The 15,207-nt window shown below is 68.6% G+C and carries 14 protein-coding genes; 4 read left to right on the top strand and 10 right to left on the bottom strand.

Annotated elements, in window-relative coordinates:
- The 8 genes from mraY to VE759_RS22505 all read right to left on the bottom strand — a co-directional run bounded on the left by mraY (position 1) and on the right by VE759_RS22505 (position 9,401).
- Positions 1–1,080, bottom strand: a complete 1,080-nt coding sequence (mraY, locus tag VE759_RS22540) for a phospho-N-acetylmuramoyl-pentapeptide-transferase (protein WP_324936593.1) — start codon at positions 1,078–1,080, stop codon at positions 1–3.
- On the bottom strand, positions 1,077–2,591 hold the full coding sequence (locus VE759_RS22535) for a UDP-N-acetylmuramoyl-tripeptide--D-alanyl-D-alanine ligase (RefSeq protein ID WP_324936592.1): 1,515 nt from the start codon (positions 2,589–2,591) through the stop codon (positions 1,077–1,079). The genes mraY and VE759_RS22535 overlap by 4 nt, the downstream gene beginning before the upstream one ends.
- Entirely contained in the window at positions 2,588–4,084 is a 1,497-nt protein-coding gene (locus tag VE759_RS22530; RefSeq protein ID WP_414687981.1) for a UDP-N-acetylmuramoyl-L-alanyl-D-glutamate--2,6-diaminopimelate ligase, read from the bottom strand. Before VE759_RS22530 ends, VE759_RS22535 begins: the two co-directional genes overlap by 4 nt.
- A 172-nt stretch (positions 4,085–4,256) precedes the next feature.
- On the bottom strand, positions 4,257–6,185 hold the full coding sequence (locus VE759_RS22525) for a peptidoglycan D,D-transpeptidase FtsI family protein (RefSeq protein ID WP_414687980.1): 1,929 nt from the start codon (positions 6,183–6,185) through the stop codon (positions 4,257–4,259).
- Positions 6,182–7,162 (bottom strand): hypothetical protein, encoded by a 981-nt coding sequence (locus tag VE759_RS22520; RefSeq protein ID WP_324936591.1) that lies wholly within the window; start codon positions 7,160–7,162, stop codon positions 6,182–6,184. The genes VE759_RS22525 and VE759_RS22520 overlap by 4 nt, the downstream gene beginning before the upstream one ends.
- Positions 7,162–8,331, bottom strand: a complete 1,170-nt coding sequence (gene rsmH, locus VE759_RS22515; protein WP_324936589.1) for a 16S rRNA (cytosine(1402)-N(4))-methyltransferase RsmH — start codon at positions 8,329–8,331, stop codon at positions 7,162–7,164. The genes VE759_RS22520 and rsmH overlap by 1 nt, the downstream gene beginning before the upstream one ends.
- On the bottom strand, positions 8,306–8,737 hold the full coding sequence (gene mraZ, locus VE759_RS22510; RefSeq protein ID WP_324936588.1) for a division/cell wall cluster transcriptional repressor MraZ: 432 nt from the start codon (positions 8,735–8,737) through the stop codon (positions 8,306–8,308). Before mraZ ends, rsmH begins: the two co-directional genes overlap by 26 nt.
- 259 nt (positions 8,738–8,996) lie before the next feature.
- Positions 8,997–9,401, bottom strand: a complete 405-nt coding sequence (locus tag VE759_RS22505; protein ID WP_324936587.1) for a DUF3040 domain-containing protein — start codon at positions 9,399–9,401, stop codon at positions 8,997–8,999.
- Between the two features lie 221 nt (positions 9,402–9,622).
- On the opposite strand from VE759_RS22505, the gene VE759_RS22500 reads away from it, so the two are divergent.
- Both VE759_RS22500 and VE759_RS22495 read left to right on the top strand, forming a co-directional pair.
- Positions 9,623–10,261 (top strand): GNAT family N-acetyltransferase, encoded by a 639-nt coding sequence (locus tag VE759_RS22500; protein ID WP_324936586.1) that lies wholly within the window; start codon positions 9,623–9,625, stop codon positions 10,259–10,261.
- Positions 10,262–10,265: 4 nt separating this feature from the next.
- Positions 10,266–10,946 carry an LppM family (lipo)protein gene (locus VE759_RS22495; protein WP_414687979.1) on the top strand — a complete coding sequence of 227 codons (681 nt, stop codon included), beginning with the start codon at positions 10,266–10,268 and terminating at the stop codon, positions 10,944–10,946.
- On the opposite strand, the gene metF is transcribed toward VE759_RS22495, so the two are convergent.
- A complete protein-coding gene (gene metF / locus VE759_RS22490; protein ID WP_324936695.1) occupies positions 10,943–11,848 on the bottom strand; it encodes a methylenetetrahydrofolate reductase [NAD(P)H] in 906 nt (301 codons plus the stop codon). The genes VE759_RS22495 and metF overlap by 4 nt on opposite strands.
- A gap of 247 nt (positions 11,849–12,095) precedes the next feature.
- On the opposite strand from metF, the gene idsA2 reads away from it, so the two are divergent.
- Together idsA2 and VE759_RS22480 are read left to right on the top strand one after the other, a co-directional pair.
- On the top strand, positions 12,096–13,157 hold the full coding sequence (gene idsA2 / locus VE759_RS22485) for a bifunctional (2E,6E)-farnesyl/geranyl diphosphate synthase (protein WP_324936585.1): 1,062 nt from the start codon (positions 12,096–12,098) through the stop codon (positions 13,155–13,157).
- A 5-nt stretch (positions 13,158–13,162) separates the two neighbouring features.
- Positions 13,163–14,710, top strand: a complete 1,548-nt coding sequence (locus VE759_RS22480) for an alpha-(1->6)-mannopyranosyltransferase A (protein WP_324936583.1) — start codon at positions 13,163–13,165, stop codon at positions 14,708–14,710.
- Here the strand turns inward: VE759_RS22480 and VE759_RS22475 are convergent.
- Positions 14,697–15,203, bottom strand: coding sequence for an isoprenylcysteine carboxylmethyltransferase family protein (locus VE759_RS22475; RefSeq protein WP_324936581.1), 507 nt, complete (start codon positions 15,201–15,203; stop codon positions 14,697–14,699). The genes VE759_RS22480 and VE759_RS22475 overlap by 14 nt on opposite strands.
- Positions 15,204–15,207: the final 4 nt, after the last annotated feature.

Below are 15,207 nucleotides of genomic sequence, written 5' to 3'. Positions count from 1 at the left end.
TCAGGCACCGATGGCCGCGAGCCATTCCCCATAGAAAAGCGCGACGCCGAGCCCGCATGCGATCGCGGTGAGCAACCAGAACCGGATGATCACCGTCGTTTCCGCCCAGCCGACGAGCTCGAAATGGTGGTGGAACGGCGCCATCCGGAACACCCGGCGGCCGGTGGTGCGAAACGCCAGGATCTGCACCACCACGGAGGTGATCTCGGCAACGAACAGCGCACCGAGCACCACCGCGACGATCTCGGTGCGGCTGGTCATCGACAGCCCGGCGACGATGCCGCCCAGCGCCAGCGACCCGGTGTCGCCCATGAAGATCTTCGCGGGCGCAGCGTTCCACCAAAGGAATCCGATGCACGCACCCGCGGTGGCGGCGGCGATTAGCGACAGGTCCAGCGGGTCGCGCACGTTGTAGCAGCCCAGCCCCGGCGCCGTCGCACACGCGTTGCGGTACTGCCAGAACGTGATGATCACATAGGCCGCCGTCACCATCGCCATCGCTCCGGCAGCCAGCCCGTCAAGCCCGTCGGTGAAGTTCACCGCGTTGGACCATGCGCTGACCAGTACCACGACGAAGAGCACGAACAGTGCGGGTGCCAGTGTGACGGTGGCGATTTCGCGCACATAGGAGAGCTGCGGGCTGCCCGGCGTCAGCCCCTCGGGGCTGCGGAACTGAAGCAGCAGCACACCGAAGATGACCGCGACCAGTACCTGTCCGACGGCCTTGGCGGTCTTGTTCAGGCCGAGGTTGCGGGCCTTGCGCACCTTGATGATGTCGTCGACGAACCCGACGAGTGCGAGCGCGCTTGCCAGACCCAACACCAGTAGGCCGGAGGCCGACGGCCCGACGCCGTCCAATGTGATGCCGACTAGGTGGGTCCCCAGATAGCCGGCCCAGATGCCTGCGACGATCGCGACGCCACCCATCGACGGTGTGCCGCGCTTCGTCTTGTGGCTGGGCGGCCCGTCGGCCCGGATCTCGTGGCCCAGGCCCTGCGTGGTGAACAGTTTGATCAGCAGCGGTGTCAGCAGAATCGAGACCGTCAGCGAGATGCCGACGGCGATGAGAATCTGCCTCATCGGGCCTTGCCGTCTGCTCTTCGCGCCGGCTCATCGCCAACCTGTGCCAGCGCGTCGGCCAATGCTCCCAGGCCCGCCGCATTGGACGCCTTGACCAGCACCACGTCACCGGGCCGCACCTCGGCGCGCAACAGCGCCAGCGCCGCGTCGGCGTCCTCGACCAGGGCCGCCTCGGCACCCCACGACCCCTCCATGACCGCTCCGTGGTGCATGGCGCGCATAGACCTCCCGGTTCCCACGACAACGAGTCGAGACACATCTAATCGCACCGCCAGTCGGCCAATGTGATCATGCTCGGAAATCGCGTGCTCGCCGAGCTCGGCCATCTCGCCGAGCACCGCCCAGCTGCGGCGCGGCTCAGCAGCTTGATGAGCCATCCACGCCAGCGCCTGCAGACCGGCCCGCATCGATTCGGGGTTGGCGTTGTAGGCGTCGTTGATCACTGTGACGCCGTCGCCGCGGGTGAACACCTGCATGCGGTGCCGCGACACCGGACCGGCCGTCGCCAGCGCCTCGCTCACCTGCGCACCGGTCGCGCCACACTCGAGCGCGACTGCCGCCGTGCACAGCGCGTTGCCGACCTGATGGTCACCGTGCACGGCCAGCCGCACCGGCACCTCGACGTCGGGAGCGTGCAGTGTGAAGCTAGGCCTGGCGAGCTCATCGAGGCGGACCCGGCTGGCCCACACGTCGGCGGGCTGGGTGCGGCTGACCCGAACGACGCGGGCCGCCGTCTTCTCCGCCATCGCGGCCACCGCGGCGTCGTCGACATTGAGGATCACCACGCCGGAGGCTGGAACAGCCTGCGGCAGTTCGGCTTTCGTCGCAGCGATGGCGTCCCTAGATCCGAACTCCCCGAAATGCGCGGTTCCGACGTTGAGCACCACTGCGATCGACGGCTGCGCGATCGCGGCGAGCTCGGCGATGTTGCCGGGCCTGCGGGCCGACATCTCCAGCACCAGGAAGTCGGTGTCGGGCGTCGCCCGCAGCACCGTCCACGGATGGCCGAGCTCGTTGTTGAACGAGCCCGGCGGCGCGACCACCTCGCCGAGCGGCTCCAGCACCGCCGCGATGAGGTCCTTCGTGGAAGTCTTGCCCGACGATCCGGTGATTCCGATGATCGTGAGCCCGCCGGCGACCAGCTCGGCGGCCACGGCGCGGGCGAGCTTGCCCAGCGCGGCCAGCACCGCCGCACCGGAGCCGTCGTTGTCATGCTCGAGAGCGCTGACTTCCGGCCGCGCATTGCCGGTCGGCGCCACGACGATTGCGGGCACGCCGACCGGGCGGGCGGCCAGCACCGCGACGGCGCCCAAGTCGACGGCCTCGGCGGCGTGGTCGTGACCGTCGGTGCGCGCACCGGGCAGCGCGAGAAAGAGCCCGCCGGAAGTGACCTTGCGCGAGTCGAATTCTACGGTGCCGGTGACCTGCAGGCGGGCCGCCTCCGAGGGTGTGACGTCGGCCAGCCGGCCGCCGACAATCTCGGCGATCTGGGCGACGGTCAGCGCGATCACGTGCCCAACCCCACGGCCGAGAGGGCGGCGGCCAGCTCGTCGCGATCATCAAATGGCCGGGTCGTGCCCGCGCGGGTCTGGCCCTTCTCGTGGCCCTTACCCGCAACCAGCACCGCGTCGCCGGGTCGCGCCCACCCCACGGCGTAGTCGATCGCCTGGCGGCGGTCGCCGATCTCGGTGATGTGCGCCGCGCTGCCGGCCTCCTTCGCGCCGGCCAGGATCGCGGCGCGGATGGCGCGCGGATCCTCGTCGCGCGGGTTGTCGTCGGTGACGACGACCAGGTCGGCAAGCTCTGCGGCGACGCGCCCCATCGGCGCGCGCTTGCCGGGATCGCGGTTGCCGCCGGCGCCGAAGACCACCGCCAGCCGCCCGGTCGTCTGCTCGCGCAGGGTTTCGAGCACGGCCTGCAACGCGCCCGGCTTGTGTGCGTAGTCGACCAGAGCGAGGAAACCCTGCCCCCGGTCGACGCGTTCCAACCGCCCCGGCACGCGCGCGTCCCGCAGCCCCGGGGCTGCCTGCTCGGCTGTGACACCCAATGCGTCCAGAATGGCCAGTGAAACAAGGCAATTCGCAATATTGAAGCGGCCAGGTAGCCTCAGCTCGACGTCATGGCGGGCGCCGCGGGGATCGATCGCGGCGAACCGCTGCATGCCGGGAGCCGGGGCAACGAGGTCGGTTGCCCGCCAATGCGCGTCGGCTCCCGCCGCGCTGACGGTGATCGGGTCGACGGCCCGTTGGGCCATCGCTCGTCCGGCGTCGTCGTCAATGCACACCACCGCGGTGGCCGCCCGCAGCGGCGAGTCCGCATCGAACAGCCGCGCCTTGGTGTCAAAGTAGTCCTGCATCGTCGGGTGGAAGTCGAGGTGATCGCGCGACAGATTGGTGAACGCGCCGACCGCGAACGTCACGCCGTCGACGCGGCCCAGCGCAAGGGCGTGGCTGGACACCTCCATCACGACGGTATCGACGCCGCCGACGAGCATCTCGGCCAGCAGCGCTTGCAGCGCGGGAGCCTCCGGCGTCGTCAGTGCGCTGGGCTGGTCGAGACCGTCGATCCGGATCCCGACCGTGCCGATCAACCCGGGTCTGCGCCCGGCCTCCCGCAGGGCCGCCTCGACCAGGTAAGTGGTGGTGGTCTTGCCGGACGTTCCGGTGACCCCGACGACCCGCAGCTTCTGCGACGGGTCGCCGTAGACCTGGGCGGCCATCCCGCCGAGCACCGACCGCGGCTCGGCATGCACCAGCACCGGCACGCCCACCCCCGGCGGCAGCCCCGCGGCGGCCGCCGGGTCGGTGACGACCGCTACCGCGCCCCGCTCGATCGCGTCCGGTAAATATCGGATGCCATGGACCGTGGAGCCGGCCAGCGCGGCGAACACATCCCCAGGTCGAGCGTCCTGGCCGCGTAGGGTCACGCCGGTGACGACGACGTCGGACGCGCCGAAGGCGGTGAGGCCGATCCGCGCCGCCAGCTCCGACAACGGCAGGGACACGCGGACACCCTACCGGCGCTGGTCACGGTCGCTCCGCGCTGCCTCGCATCGCGCCCGCGCCCAACAACCGATCTCCAACTGCGAGGCGCCCACCGGCCCCGCTGGCTGCCGGTCATCGGCCGGCGCGCTGTCGCGGGGAGGCGGGCAATACAGATGTCCTCGCTTCGGCCGGCTAGGTTGCCTGCAGCGTCAACCTGGGCCCGGGGTCTGGTGACAGCGGCACGTTCTCGCGCTGCAGCAGCCAGGCGGCGATGTTGTGGAACAGCGGCGCGGCCGACGTACCCGGGCCGCCGTCGGCGGCTCGATGCGGGTTGTCCATCATGATGCCGACTACATAACGCGGGTTGTCGGCGGTGATCATGCCCGCGAACGTGATCCAGTAGACGTCGTCGTAATAGCAGCCGCATCCCGGGTTGATCTGCTGTCCGGTGCCGGTCTTACCGGCGATCTGGTAGCCCTCCACCGCGGCGGCCGGGCCGGTGCCCTGCTGATAACCCATCGGATCACGCTGGACGACCGCGCGCAGCATGTTGCGAACGGTCTGCGCGGTCTGCGGCGAAACCACCTGAATGCCTTCCGGCCGTGGCTCTTCGGTGCGTTTGCCGCCCGGAGTCGTGATCGACTTGACGATCCGCGGCGGTATCCGCAGCCCATCGTTGGCGATGGTCTGGTACATGTCGGTCATCTGCAGCAGCGTCATCGAAAGGCCTTGGCCGATGGGCAAGTTCGAGAAGGTACTGCCCGACCATTGATGGATCGGCGGTACCAGCCCCGCGCTCTCGCCCGGCAAGCCGATGCCGGTGCGCTGCCCGAGCCCGAATTTGGTCAGCATGTCGGCGTAGCGCTCGGGGCCGACCCGCTGCGCGAGCATCAACGTCCCGACGTTGGACGACTTCCCGAACACTCCGGTCGTGGTGTACGGCATCACGCCGTGGTTCCAGGCGTCGTGCACGTTGACCCCGCCCATGTTGATCGACCCCGGCACCGAGAGCACCTCGTCGGGGTTGGTCAGCCCGAACTCGATGACCGACGACGCCGTCACCACCTTGTTCACCGAGCCCGGCTCGAACGGCGACGACACCACCGGGTTGCCGAGCTGGCGGTCGTCCTGCCTGCCGATGTCCTGCGACGGGTCGAAGGTGTTGTCGTTCGACATCGCCAGCACCTCACTGGTTTTGGCGTCCAAAACCACCGCGGAGACGTTCTTGGCGCCGGAGGCGTTCTTGGCCTGCTGCACCTGCTGTTGGACGTAGAACTGGATGTCGTCGTCGATGGTCAGCTGGACGGTCGAGCCGTTGACCGCTTCGTGGCGGTTGCGGTAGCTGCCGGGGATCACGACGCCGTCGGAGCCGCGGTCGTAGGTGATCGAGCCGTCGGTACCCGCCAGCACGCCGTCCATCGCGTCCTCGAGGCCGAGCAGGCCGTGGCCGTCCCAGTCGATGCCGCCGACGACGTTTGCGGCCAACGATCCGCCCGGATATTGGCGAATGTCTTGGCGTTCGGCGCCCACCTCGGGGAATTTCTTGGTGATCTCGGTTGCGATCGCGGGGTCGACGGCGCGCGCCAGGTAGACGAACGTCTCGTCGCTCTGCAGTTTCTTGAGCACTGTGGCGGCGTCGGGTCGGTTGTTCAGCCGCTCGGCTACCCCGGCGGCGATGTCGCGCAGCCGCCGCTGCGGATCGGGCGACTCGGGCTTCTTCTGCCGCGCCTCGGTCAGCTGCTTTCGAATCTTGACCGGCTGGAACGTCAGCGCCCGTGCCTGGATTGTGAAGGCAAGCTTGTCCTGATTGCGGTCAACGATGCTGCCGCGCACCGCCTTTTCGATATCGGTCACCTTCAACTGCCCGGCGGCCTCCGCGCGCAACCCCGCGGCCCCCGATACCTGCAGGTTGAACAGTTGCGCGGCCGCGACGATCAGAACCAGAACGATCACCACGTTGCCGGCGCGGTGGCGGGCAACGAACGACGCGCCCTGCGCGCCCGCCTCGACCAGTGGTCTGGTGCGGCGCGCACGAGCCGACCTGGCGGTCGAATGATCCGTCGTCGCGGTGGGTTTCGGTCGCGCCGGTCGACGCTGCGGATCGCGCGAACGTCTACTCACGCCGGCGGGCCGGTTATCTGCGGTGACACGTTGGGCAATTGTTCACCGTCTACCTGTGCCGGCGCCGGATTTGCCGGCGGCGGCGCGTCGGCGGGTGCAACTGGTTGGCCCTGAGCCGCTTCCGCGGGTATCGGTCCGGGCGTGCGGACGAACAGTTCGGGGCCGGCCGCTGGTGCGGGTGCCTCGGCAGCCAACGGCGCCGCCGCGCCCGGGGTCGCCGTTGGCGTTGGCGTTGGCGTGACGCGAACCGACAACTCCCGCGGATCCACCGGAACCGGTGGGCGGACGGGTTTCTGTTCGGGCAGTGGTGTGTTCAGGGGCGGCGGTGGCGCTCCCTCGGCGGGCTTGGGCTTACCGACGACGACCCAGTTGCCCGCGGGATCCTGCACCAGGTGCGCGGTGTCCCTCGACGGGATCATGCCGAGGTTGCGTGCGGCTTCGGCGAGCGCGGGGGCGGCCTGCGCTTCGAGCACATCGCGCTCCAGCGCCTCCTTCTGCTGTGTCAGCACCCGGTTGGTTTCCCGGGCATTACCGAGCTCGTATGAACGCTCGGCGGAGTCGGTGGACAGCCACAATGTCAGCCCGAGGCCGACGCCGAGCGAACCGATCACGAGCACGACAAACGGCACCTTCGCGGCCAGCGTGCGGGGATTCAGGTCGATTTGCGACAGTCGCGCGATCAACCGCTCACGCAGCGGCGGGTGAACAATTTTCGGCGCCTTTGCCTTTCGGGCCTTAGCTCGCGCCTTGGCCTGGCTCGTGCTCTTCGGCCGCGTCGGCCGCGCCATCGGTGTGGTCTGCGGCGCCGACCGCGCCGGCCGCTTTTCACGCGGCGGCCCGTCGACCCGCGGCTGCCCACGCCTCCGCGGCGGCGCATCCTCGCGACGGCGTCGCCTCGCCCGGTCCGAGCCCTCAGGGCGAGCTTGCCGGGCGGATCCGCGTCGAGCCGGCGCGGCTGCTTCCCGCTTGACCTTCATCAGTCACCCTCCCTGGCAACCTTTTCCAATGCCCGCAGCCGAACGGCGGCGCTTCTCGGGTTGTGCTCGATCTCGGCGGCGCCGGCCCGCTCGGCCCCCCGGGTCAGCGCCACAAAGTGCGCCTCGTGACCGGGCAGCTCGACCGGCAGATCGCGTGGTGTGCGCGACGAAACAGCCGAGATGAAAACATTTTTCACGATCCTGTCTTCCAGCGACTGGTACGCCATCACCGCGATCCGCCCGCCCGGGGTCAGCGCATCCAGCGCCACCGGCAGCGCCGCGCGCAGCGAGTCGAGCTCACCGTTGACCGCGATGCGCAGCGCCTGGAACGTGCGCTTGGCCGGGTGGCCGCCGGTGCGCCTGGCCGGCGCCGGTATTGCCTCGTAGAGCAGTTCGACGAGTTCGCCGGTGCGGGCGAACGGCCTGCGTGCCCGGCGCTTGACGATCTGGCCGGCGATGCGGCGGGCGAAGCGCTCCTCACCGAACCGCTGCAGGATGTCGGTGAGCGCCCGCTCGTCGTAGGTGTTGACGATGTCGGCGGCCGTCAGCGTCGCGTCGGGGTCCATCCGCATGTCCAGCGGGGCGTCGGCGGCATAGGAGAACCCGCGTTCGGGGCGGTCCAGCTGCATCGACGACACACCGAGGTCGAAAAGCACAGCGTCAACGGATTCCCTTGCGTCATAACCGCATTGGACCAGCGCCCCGGCGATACCATCGTAGCGGGTCCGCACCACAGTGACGCGGTCTGCGAACGGCGCCAACCGTTCGCCCGCGATCCACAACGCGTCGGGATCGCGGTCCAGTCCGATCAGTCGCAACCCGGGCAACTGGGCCAGGAACCGCTGCGCGTGCCCGCCGGCGCCAAGCGTGGCGTCGACAAGCACCGCGCCGGTTCCGTCGGCGCTGCGCCGGGTGAGCGCCGGCGTCAGCAGGTCGACGCAGCGATCGAGCAGGACCGGGATGTGGCCGTAATCCTCGGACACCACGACACCTCCGTTGCTCCCGGGGTCGCTTCGATCCAGCCCACGGGAGCCGGTGAGTGGTGCCCCTGCACCGAGGTCCCTGTCCGATGTCGCGAACCTGGCGTTGGGGAAGTACGCCAGGGTCGGATCGGGCAGAGGCCACGATGCACGGGCATGCCGGTCAGAAGATCCCGCGCAGAGTTTCATCGCTGGCCGCAGAGAAGTTCTCTTCGTGGGTCTGCTGGTAGCTCTGCCAGGCCTGCGCGTCCCAGATCTCGAGGTAGTCAACGGATCCGATCACGACGCAGTCCTTCGCCAGGTTTGCGTAGCGGCGGTGGTCGGCCGACAACGTGATCCGGCCTTGGGTGTCGGGGTGTTGTTCGTCGGTGGCGGCCGCGAGGTTGCGCAGGAACGCCCGGGCCTCGGGATTGCTGCGGGACGCGTCGGCGACGCGGCGCGCCATCTTCTCGAACTCGGCGCGCGGATAGACGGCCAGGCTGTGATCTTGGCTCTTGGTGACCATTAACCCTCCTGCCAGCGCGTCGCGGAACTTGGCCGGCAACGTCAGCCGCCCCTTGTCGTCGAGCTTGGGCGTGTAGGTGCCGAGGAACATGTCCGCGACCTCCTGCCACGCGTCGGAGCGCCCAGCGCCCCGATGTCCGCCACTTTACCCCACAATCCCCCACTACTCCCCAAATCCTAGCACCAGATAGGTCGTGTCCACCACCGAGCTCCCCAGAAGCCCACGTGGGCCCACCGACGCTTACACGAAAGCGCAGGTCGACGCATAGTGGGGCAGTGTGGGGCACAGTCGGCTCCCGGCACCAAAAACGGGGTAGCCCGTGGGCTACCCCGTCAGCTCAGGACTTGGCCTAGTCGTCGAAGCGGCGGCGGAAGCGGTCTTCCATGCGACTGGTGAACGAGCCGCCGGCGCCCTTGCCGCGCCGCTGCCGCGGCGCACCGGGAGCCGCTCCGGAGCGATCGGCGATGCCGCCGATCCGAGGGCCGGTGATCGCGAACACCACGCCGCCGAACATCACCAGAAAGCCGAATACCGACAAGATCGGGAAGCTTCCTATCATCGTGGCCTTGAAGGCCACACCCGATACCAACATCGCCAGACCGATCACGAACAACGCCACGCCCTGGATACGCCGCCGCGTCGTCGGCGCGCGCAGGCCCCCGCCGCGCACGCTTGAGGCGAACTTCGGATCCTCGGCATAGAGCGCGCTTTCGATCTGTTCCAGCATGCGCTGCTCATGATCGGAGAGTGGCATTCGTCCCTCCTTGCCCGCCAAGGGCCGACGATTCCAGTAAGCGTCGTGCCCGAATTGCACGGGCACCTAACCGTCATGATACGAGGACAATCCCGCCCGTACCACCTAGTTCGCTCGCCGATTGTATCCGCGTCGCCCTGCCGCTCGACACAGGCCGCCCCAACCGATAATGGCGTAGGAGACACGCAGCGGGCACAGACCACATCACGGAGGACGTCCAATTGGCGACATTTCTGATCGATCTGTCGCCGCGCGATATGCAGCGCCGCCTCGGTGACGCGCTCGCGATCTACGTCGACGCGATGCGTTACCCGCGCGGCACCGAGGACCAGCGGGCGTCGATGTGGATGGAGCACAGCCGACGCCATGGCTGGCAGGCCGTGGCGGCGGTGGAGCTTCCCGCCGGACGTACGCCGCGGCCCGAGGCGCTGAGTCGCGCGCCGATGATCGGCATCGCCTACGGCTACTGCGGCGCCCCCGATCAGTGGTGGCAGCAGCAAGTGCTGCAGGGACTGCGGCGCGCCGGCCTGGCGCAGGCCGAAATCGGCAACCTGATGAACAGCTACTTCGAACTAACCGAATTGCACATCCACCCCAGCGCTCAGGGCCACGGTCTCGGCGAGGCGCTGGCCCGCCGTCTGCTCTCCGGCCGCAGCGAGAGCCACGTGCTGCTTTCCACTCCCGAGATCAGCGGCGAGGACAACCGGGCCTGGCGGCTGTACCGGCGGCTGGGCTTCGCCGACATCATCCGGGGCCACCATTTCGCCGGTGACCCGCGTGCATTCGCGATCCTGGGCCGCGCGCTGCCGCTGGAGGACTCGGCACTGGCCCGCGGCGACGTGGGCGGTCTGGCACGATGACCTGGTGCGCGCACCCCGAAGCCGGCGCCGGTTGACACTGCTGCTGTTGATCCTCATCGCCTTCGCGGTCGTCGGCTGCGTGCGGGTCAAGGCCAACCTCACGATCTCCCCCGATGACACGGTGTCCGGCCAGATCATCGCCGCGTCGAAACCGCGCAACGACCAGGACACCGGCCCGCAGTTCAACGGCGCGCTGCCATTCGCTCAGAAGGTGGCGATCTCCGAATACAAAAAGGACGGCTACGTCGGCTCCTCGGCGGTGTTCTCCGACCTCAGCTTCGCCGAGCTGCCCCAGCTGGCCAACATGAACGCCGACGCGGCCGGGGTTGACCTGTCGTTGCGCCGCGCCGGCGACCAGGTGATCCTCGACGGCCGCGCCGACCTGACCTCACTCAACGCCCCCGACGCCGACGTGTCGCTGAGCATCGCATTCCCCGGTGAGGTCACCGCGACCAACGGCAGGCAGGTCGACACCCAGACCGTCGAATGGCACCTCCGCCCCGGAGTGGTCAGCACGATGTCGGCCCAGGCCCGCTACACCGACCCCAGCGCGCGCTCGTTCACCAGCGCCGCGACGTGGCTCGCGGGCGTCTCATTCCTGGTGGCCGCGGTGATCGGGCTGCTGGCCTATCTCAGCCGGGACCGCTCGCCCCGTCCCGCCGAGCCGCACATTCACGACCACTAGGCCGCGACCGTCGCCCCGAGGTTGCCCAACACCTCACTGGTCGCCTTCGCGAAGTTCATCGTCAGAAAGTGCAGCGACGGGACACCCTCGGCGAGCAGGCGCCGGCTCATTTGGGTGGCCAACTCGATGCCGACCTTGCGAACCTCGTCGCGGTTTTCCTCCCGACCGTCGCCCGCGGCCTTCGTCAACCGCTCCAACAGCCACGACGGAATCTGGGACCCGGACAGTTCAACCTGCTTGCGCACCACACGCAACGACGTGATCGGCATGATGCCCGGGATGAGCGGCTTGGCCGCCTGCTCGCCGTCGGCGGCCGCAACCCGGTCTCGCAGCCGAAGATAGTCGTCGACGTCGAAGAACATCTGAGTGATCGAATACTCCGCGCCCGCGCGCAGTTTCGCGACCAGGTTAGCGGTGTCCTGCTCGAGGTCGATCGCCCGGGGATGGCCCTCGGGGAACGATGCCACCCCGATGTGGAAGTCTCCGAGACTACCGATCAGCTCGACCAGTTCGGCCGCGTACGCCAAGCCGTGGGGGTGCTTGACCCACTCGTTGTGCACCCCGCCCGGCGGGTCGCCGCGCAACGCAAGCATGTTCGTGATGCCGCAGTCGGCAAACGCGCCGACCAGCGCCCGAAGTTCGGCGACGCTGTGGCCGACCGCGGTGATGTGCGCGACCGGCAATAACGTGGTCTGCTGCGCCAACTCACGCACCACCCGCACCGTGCGGTCGCGGGTGGAGCCGCCGGCGCCATAGGTGCACGACACGAACGCCGGACCCAGCTGCTCGAAGATGCGCGCCGCCCGCCACAACCGGTCCTCGGCGGCCTGGTCACGCGGCGGATAGAACTCGACCGAAAACGGCACGCGGTTGTTGCCGACCCCGCGAATCCGGTCCACCACCGACGGCGTCCGGCTGGCTGTTTTCCCGGTCGCTGCGCTGCTGCCCCGCGGACCTGCTTCCGTCACCCGGCCAGCATAGGTGCGCAATACTAAGCCTGCCGAAGCATCTGGTCGGGCCTGGTCGGGCCGCGCCCGCCGGGCGCTGATTTGCCATCGCGCTTTACCCTGAATGGATTCGGACCGCGTATCAGACTGCCGCACGGAAAGGGGCGCCGCACTGAGGGTCGAAGCAGCCGCGCCGTCGGCCATGCAGCTGGCCGGCGCCATCACCGACCAGCTTCGCGGGTATCTGCAGGAGCGACGCCGTGCGGCCGCCTACATCGGCCCCGAGTACAGCGCGTTGACCGCAGCCCTCGAGGAGTTCGTGCTGGGCGGCGGCAAGAGACTGCGGCCCGCGTTCGCCTACTGGGGTTGGCGTGCGGTCACCGACCATCGCGACGCCGACAAGCCCGACGTGCTGCGGTTGTTCGCGGCGCTGGAGATGCTGCACGCGTGTGCGCTCGTGCACGACGACGTCATCGACGACTCCGCCACTCGGCGCGGAATGCCGACCGTGCACGTGAGGTTCGCCGGCGTGCACCGGGCAAGCGGCTGGCGCGGCTCCGCCGATCAGTTCGGCGCATCGGCGGCCATCCTTCTCGGCGACCTGGCATTGGTATGGGCCGACGACATCGTCGCGACCGTCGACCTGCCCGCCGACGCGCACCGGCGGGTGCAACGGGTGTGGGCGGATATCCGCACCGAGGTGCTCGGCGGCCAGTACCTCGACATCGTTGCCGAGGCAAGCGGCGCCGACTCGATCGCGTCGGCGATGCTCGTCAACACCTTCAAGACCGCCTCATACACGGTGTCGCGGCCGCTGCAGCTCGGGGTGGCTGCCGCCGCCGACCGTCCCGACGTGGGCTCGGTGTTCCACGAGTTCGGCACCGATTTGGGCGTGGCATTCCAGCTGCGCGACGACGTGCTCGGTGTCTTCGGCAACCCCGCGGTCACCGGCAAGCCGGCCGGCGACGATCTTCGGTCCGGCAAGCGCACCGTGCTGCTGGCCGAGGCCGTCGAGCGCGCCGACCACACCGATCCGGCCGCCGCCGAGCTGTTGCGCGCATCCATCGGCACCAAGCTTTCCGACGAGCGGGTGCTCGAACTGTGTGACGTGATCAAGGCGGTCGGCGCGCTCGACGCGGTCGAGAGCCGCATCGAGACCCTGACCCGACGCGCTCTCGACGTCCTCACCACCGCACCGATCGCGGCGCAGGCCAAGGCGGGGCTGTCCGAGCTGGCCCAATTGGTTTCCAACCGGTCGGCGTGACGGGCATGTCCACACCAACGTCCACGCCGACCGCCGGCCCGCCCACCGGCATGGCCCAGCACGTCGCACGGTTGCGCGCATTCGTCCGCTCGCCGGATGGCAGGCCCGCGTTACTCGGCTGTCTCGGTGCGCTGCTGATCACCGCGGGGGGCCTCGGCGCAGGCAGCACCCGCCTGAACGACCCGTTGCTCGAGTCGATTCACTTGTCCTGGCTGCGGTTCGGCCACGGGCTGGTCTTCTCTTCGGTGACGCTGTGGGTCGGCGTAGCGTTGATGCTGGCTGCGTGGATCTGGTTGGGCCGCTTTGTTATTGGCGGCAATGCCACCGAATACGGGATGATCGCCAGCACCGGGTTCTGGCTGGCGCCGCTGCTGACGTCGGTGCCGGTGTTCAGCCGCGACGCGTATTCCTATCTGGCGCAGGGCGCTCTGCTGCGCGACGGCCTCGATCCGTACGCGGTCGGTCCGGTGGAGAATCCGAATGCGTTGCTGGAGAACGTCAGTCCGATCTGGACCATCACGACCGCGCCGTACGGCCCGGCGTTCATGCTGGTCGCCAAGTTCATCACGCAACTGGTCGGCGACGACGTGATCGCCGGCACGATGCTGTTCCGGCTGTGCATGCTGCCCGGGCTGGTGCTGCTGATCTGGGCGGCGCCGCGGATAGCCCGCCACATAGGCGCCAACGGCGCTGCGGCGCTGTGGATCTGCGTACTGAATCCGTTGGTGATCATCCACCTGATGGGTGGCGTGCACAACGAGATGCTGATGGTCGGGCTGATGATGGCCGGCATCGCGCTGACGCTCGAGCGGCACCCGGTCGCGGGCGTTAGCGTTGTGGTGGTCGGCATTGCGGTCAAGGCGACCGCCGGACTCGCGCTGCCATTCCTTGGTTGGGTATGGCTGCGTCAGCTGCAGCAGCGCGCGATGCGCCCGGTTCGCGCGTTCATGACGGTCGCCGCGGGATTGCTGCTGATCTTCGTCGCGGTGTTTGCCGTGCTGTCGGGGCTGGCCGGTGTCGGGCTGGGCTGGCTGACGGCACTGGCCGGCTCGGTGAAAATCATTAACTGGCTGACCATTCCGACCGCCACGGCCAACCTGGTGAACGCCGTCGGTGGTGTGTTCTTCCCGGTCAACTTCTATGCGGTGCTCGAGGTCACCCGCATTGTCGGCATCGTGCTCATCGCAATCGCGCTGCCTGCGCTGTGGTGGCGGTTCCGCCACAACGACCGAGAGGCGCTCATCGGCATCGCCGCGGTCATGGTCGTCGTCGTGCTATTCGTGCCCGCCGCCTTGCCGTGGTACTACGCCTGGCCGCTGGCGGTGCTGTCGGCGTTCGCGCAGTCACGCAACGCGGTCGCGGCGATCGCGGCGTTCTCCACCTGGATCATGGTGATCTTCAAACCCGATGGCTCGCACGGGATGTACTCGTGGTTGCATGCGCTCATCGCGACCGCATGCGCCGTCGCGGCGTGGTACACGCTCTACCGCACTCCAGCACCGCCTCGCACCGCCGCGCCCAACGACGCCGCCGAGCCGGTCAGTTCGTCCTGACCGGGCGCCAGGGTCGCAGACGCGGCACCCACGCGGGCACGTTGCGCCGGTATCCCTCGTATTCGCTTCCGTATTGCCGGGTGAGGCTGGGTTCTTCGTACCAGCGCACGAACGACGCGGTCACGATCCACACGACGGCGGCATATACCACCAGTCCAAGGCTGCCGAAAAGCAACGCCTGACCGAGAATGATGAGAATCAATCCCACATACATCGGGTTGCGCACGAATCGATGAAAGCCGGTGACGACCAGGCGTTGGGTCGGCGCCAGCGGCACCGGGGTGCCGCCCGCCCTGGCGAATTGCGTGAACGCATGCACCAGCGGGACGAGCCCCGCCACGATCAGAAGCACCCCGATGACCTGGGCCGCTCGCCACGCCGCGGAATCCGGCAGCTGCCATCGGGTGATGAGCCACGGTATGACGCCGACAACCGTGCCCGGACCTATGGCGAAGAACGCTGCCGTGCCGATGGCGGCCGTTGACATTCTCATTTCT

The organism is Mycobacterium sp., assembly GCF_035640695.1.
Lineage (GTDB): Bacteria > Actinomycetota > Actinomycetes > Mycobacteriales > Mycobacteriaceae > Mycobacterium.
This window is presented reverse-complemented; position numbering and strand designations above follow the sequence as displayed.

Coding starts and splice junctions, on each gene's coding strand:
- mraY (WP_324936593.1), bottom strand. CDS start 1,080: ATGAGGCAGATTCTCATCGCCGTCGGCATCTCGCTGACGGTCTCGATT.
- VE759_RS22520 (WP_324936591.1), bottom strand. CDS start 7,162: ATGAAGGTCAAGCGGGAAGCAGCCGCGCCGGCTCGACGCGGATCCGCC.
- rsmH (WP_324936589.1), bottom strand. CDS start 8,331: ATGAAACTCTGCGCGGGATCTTCTGACCGGCATGCCCGTGCATCGTGG.
- mraZ (WP_324936588.1), bottom strand. CDS start 8,737: ATGTTCCTCGGCACCTACACGCCCAAGCTCGACGACAAGGGGCGGCTG.
- VE759_RS22505 (WP_324936587.1), bottom strand. CDS start 9,401: ATGCCACTCTCCGATCATGAGCAGCGCATGCTGGAACAGATCGAAAGC.
- idsA2 (WP_324936585.1), top strand. CDS start 12,096: ATGCAGCTGGCCGGCGCCATCACCGACCAGCTTCGCGGGTATCTGCAG.
- VE759_RS22480 (WP_324936583.1), top strand. CDS start 13,163: ATGTCCACACCAACGTCCACGCCGACCGCCGGCCCGCCCACCGGCATG.
- VE759_RS22475 (WP_324936581.1), bottom strand. CDS start 15,203: ATGAGAATGTCAACGGCCGCCATCGGCACGGCAGCGTTCTTCGCCATA.